The organism is Bradyrhizobium sp. PRIMUS42 (assembly GCF_023006515.1).
In the GTDB taxonomy this organism is placed as follows: domain Bacteria; phylum Pseudomonadota; class Alphaproteobacteria; order Rhizobiales; family Xanthobacteraceae; genus Bradyrhizobium.
On the sequence record NZ_JALBGZ010000714.1, the window covers coordinates 1 to 3,157 of the forward strand.

The following is a 3,157-nucleotide window of genomic DNA, read 5'->3' on the forward strand; positions in this document are numbered from 1 at the left end:
ATGCGCGTCGCCATGGCCGTGGTCCCCGTGATGCTCGACCTCGTCGCCCGAGGGGTTGCGGGCATGCGCGCCGGCCAGGGCGATGAGCCCTGCCAGAATGGCGCCCAGCAGAGGCAGAAAAACGATTGCCTGAACCATGACTGAGCTCAGCCCTTCATCAGATTGACGTCCTCAACCGCGATCGAGCCGCGGTTGCGGAAATAGACCACCAGGATGGCGAGACCGATCGCGGCTTCAGCGGCTGCGACGGTCAGCACCAAAAGTGCGAAGACCTGGCCGACGATGTCGCCGAGGAAGGTCGAGAACGCGACGAGGTTGATGTTGACCGAGAGCAGGATCAGTTCGATCGACATCAGGATGACGATGATGTTCTTGCGGTTCAGGAAGATGCCGAGGATGCCGAGCGTGAACAGGATCGCGCCGACCGCCAGATAATGTCCGAGCCCGATCGTCATTTCACCCACTCCGCCGCGTCGGCGTCCGAGAGCCCCTGCCCTGGCGCCACCTTGCGCATCGCCATCGCCATCTCGGGCGTGCGCGCGTTCTGAACGTTGATGTCCTGCCGCTTCACGCTCGCCTTGTGGCGCAGCGTCAGCACGATGGCGCCGATCATGGCGACCAGCAGCACCATGCCCGAGAGCTGGAAGTAGTGGATGTACTTCGTATAGAGCACGAGACCGAGCGCCTCGGTATTGGAGACGTTGGCCGGGATCGCCGCCGTGATCGTCTTGGCGACGCCGGGGTTGATGACCCAGAAGCCGACGGTGAGCAGCAGCTCGAACAGGAAGATGCCGCCGATCACGAGGCCGACCGGCAGGTACTCGATGAAGCCCTCGCGCAGCTCGAGGAAGTCGACGTCGAGCATCATGATCACGAACAGGAACAGCACCGCGACGGCGCCGACATAGACGACGATCAGGATCATCGCCAGGAATTCGGCGCCCATCAGCACGAACAGGCCGGAGGCGTTGACGAAGGCCAGGATCAGGTACAGCACGGAGTGCACGGGATTGCGCGAGACAATCACCATCACGGCCGAGGCGACGCAGACGCCGGCGAAGAGATAGAAGAACAGCGCGGGAAGGATCATCGGGCATTCCCCGTCATTCCGGGGCGCGGGCAAAGCCCGCGAACTACGATGCGCAATTGCGCATCGGAGAATCTAGAGGTTGTGGCGCGAGATTCCGGGTTCGCGCTTCGCGCGCCCCGGAATGACGAGAGGTTGGCGGGAAGGATCATGCCCTCACCTCACCGGTACGGCGCATCGAGCTCGATCGCTTTCGCGATCTCGCGTTCCCAGCGGTCGCCGTTGGCGAGCAGCTTGGCCTTGTCATAGAACAGTTCCTCGCGGGTCTCGGTCGCGAACTCGAAGTTCGGACCTTCGACGATGGCGTCGACCGGACAGGCCTCCTGGCAGAGGCCGCAATAGATGCACTTCACCATGTCGATGTCGTAGCGCACGGTACGGCGGGTGCCGTCGTTGCGGCGCGGGCCGGCCTCGATGGTGATGGCCTGCGCCGGACAGATCGCTTCGCACAGCTTGCAGGCGATGCAGCGTTCTTCGCCGTTCGGATAGCGGCGCAGCGCGTGCTCGCCGCGGAAGCGCGGCGAGATCGGGCCCTTCTCGAACGGATAGTTCAGCGTCGGCTTCGGCTGGAAGAAATAGCGCATGGCGAGGAAGAACGCCGAGACGAATTCCGACAGCAGAAGCGAGCGTGCAGTGGCGTTGATGTTGATACCCATGACGGCCCTCACTTCGGCGCGATGCCGGCGAAATGCAGCACGCCGGCCACCACGATCACCATCGCCAGCGACAGCGGCAGGAACACCTTCCAGCCGAGGCGCATCAATTGATCGTAGCGGTAGCGCGGCACGATCGCCTTTGCCATCGCGAACAGGAAGAACATGAAGAAGACTTTGAGCGAGAACCAGATGATCCCCGGCACCCAATTGAAGGGCGGCAGGTCCACCGGCGGCAGCCAGCCCCCGAGGAACAGGATCGTGGCCATCGCGCACATCGTGACGATCGCGACGTATTCGCCGAGCATGAACAGCAGATACGGCGTCGAGCCGTACTCGACCATGAAGCCGGCGACGAGCTCGGATTCCGCTTCGACGAGGTCGAAGGGCGGACGGTTGGTCTCCGCCAGCGCCGAGACGTAGAACACCACGAACATCGGGAACAGCGGCCATACGTACCAGTTCAGGATGGTGAGCTGCGGCAGCCCGATCAGGCTGGCAAGGCCGCGGACATGCTGGGCTTCGACCACCGCCGACAGGTTCAACGTGCCGGCGCAGAGCAGCACCGTGATGATGACGAAGCCGATCGAGACCTCGTAGGACACCATCTGCGCCGCCGAGCGCAGCGCGGCCAGGAACGGATACTTCGAGTTCGATGACCAGCCGGCCATGATGATGCCGTAGATCGACAGCGACGAGATCGCGAAGATGAAGAGGATGCCGACATTGATGTCGGAGATCACCCAGCCGAGATTGGTCGGGATGACCGCCCAGGCAGCCAGTGCGAGCACGCACGACACCAGTGGGGCCAGCAGGAACACGCCCTTGTTGGCGCCGGCCGGAATGATCGGCTCCTTCAGCACGAACTTGAGCAGGTCCGCGAAGGATTGCAGCAGGCCCCACGGGCCGACCACGTTCGGGCCGCGCCGGATCTGCACCGCCGCCCAGATCTTGCGGTCGGCGAGCAGGATGTAGGCGATCGCGACCAGGAGGACGACGAGCACGAGGACACTCTGCGCGACCATGATGATCAGCGGCCAGAGGAATCCGGTCCAGAATGCGCTTTCGAAAAATTCCATCAGATCACGCTCACTCCGCTGCGGTCAGCATATGCCCGGAGGCGAGGCGCGAGCATTCCGCCATCACGGCGGATGCACGCGCGATTGGGTTGGTCAGGTAGAAGTCCTCGACCAGCGGCTTGAACGGCGCCTTCTCCGGCGAGCCGCCCTTCCCCGCCAGCTTCTTGATCTGGTCGACCGAGCCGGCCTCGATCTGATCGAGACGGATCAGATGCGGCACGGCCTTGAACACCGCCTGGCGCAGGGCCGCAAGCGAGTCGTAGCCGAGCTTCTTGCCGAGCGCCTCCGACAGCGCGCGGACGATCGCCCAGTCCTCGCGGGCATCGCCCGGCGGGAAC

At 63.7% G+C, this 3,157-nt stretch carries 4 protein-coding genes and 1 pseudogene; all 5 read right to left on the reverse strand.

What is annotated here, in order from left to right:
• Window positions 1-146: 146 nt before the first annotated feature.
• Window positions 147-455 (reverse strand): NADH-quinone oxidoreductase subunit NuoK, encoded by a 309-nt coding sequence (gene nuoK, locus MOV75_RS32360; RefSeq protein ID WP_008547737.1) that lies wholly within the window; start codon window positions 453-455, stop codon window positions 147-149.
• The gene (locus tag MOV75_RS32365; RefSeq protein WP_246928526.1) at window positions 452-1,090 is read right to left on the reverse strand and encodes an NADH-quinone oxidoreductase subunit J; all 639 of its coding nucleotides are present in this window, start codon (window positions 1,088-1,090) and stop codon (window positions 452-454) included. Before MOV75_RS32365 ends, nuoK begins: the two co-directional genes overlap by 4 nt.
• Window positions 1,091-1,248: 158 nt before the next feature.
• The gene (nuoI, locus tag MOV75_RS32370) at window positions 1,249-1,737 is read right to left on the reverse strand and encodes an NADH-quinone oxidoreductase subunit NuoI (RefSeq protein WP_027529879.1); all 489 of its coding nucleotides are present in this window, start codon (window positions 1,735-1,737) and stop codon (window positions 1,249-1,251) included.
• Window positions 1,738-1,751: 14 nt separating this feature from the next.
• A complete protein-coding gene (nuoH, locus tag MOV75_RS32375) occupies window positions 1,752-2,819 on the reverse strand; it encodes an NADH-quinone oxidoreductase subunit NuoH (RefSeq protein WP_018320148.1) in 1,068 nt (355 codons plus the stop codon).
• Window positions 2,820-2,829: 10 nt separating this feature from the next.
• Window positions 2,830-3,157: pseudogene (locus MOV75_RS32380) on the reverse strand (NADH-quinone oxidoreductase subunit G); the annotation flags it as partial.

What these genes read in the sequence shown, in the direction of transcription:
- nuoK (WP_008547737.1), bottom strand. Translation starts at nt 455, where the DNA reads ATGACGATCGGGCTCGGACATTATCTGGCGGTCGGCGCGATCCTGTTC.
- MOV75_RS32365 (WP_246928526.1), bottom strand. Translation starts at nt 1,090, where the DNA reads ATGATCCTTCCCGCGCTGTTCTTCTATCTCTTCGCCGGCGTCTGCGTC.
- nuoH (WP_018320148.1), bottom strand. Translation starts at nt 2,819, where the DNA reads ATGGAATTTTTCGAAAGCGCATTCTGGACCGGATTCCTCTGGCCGCTG.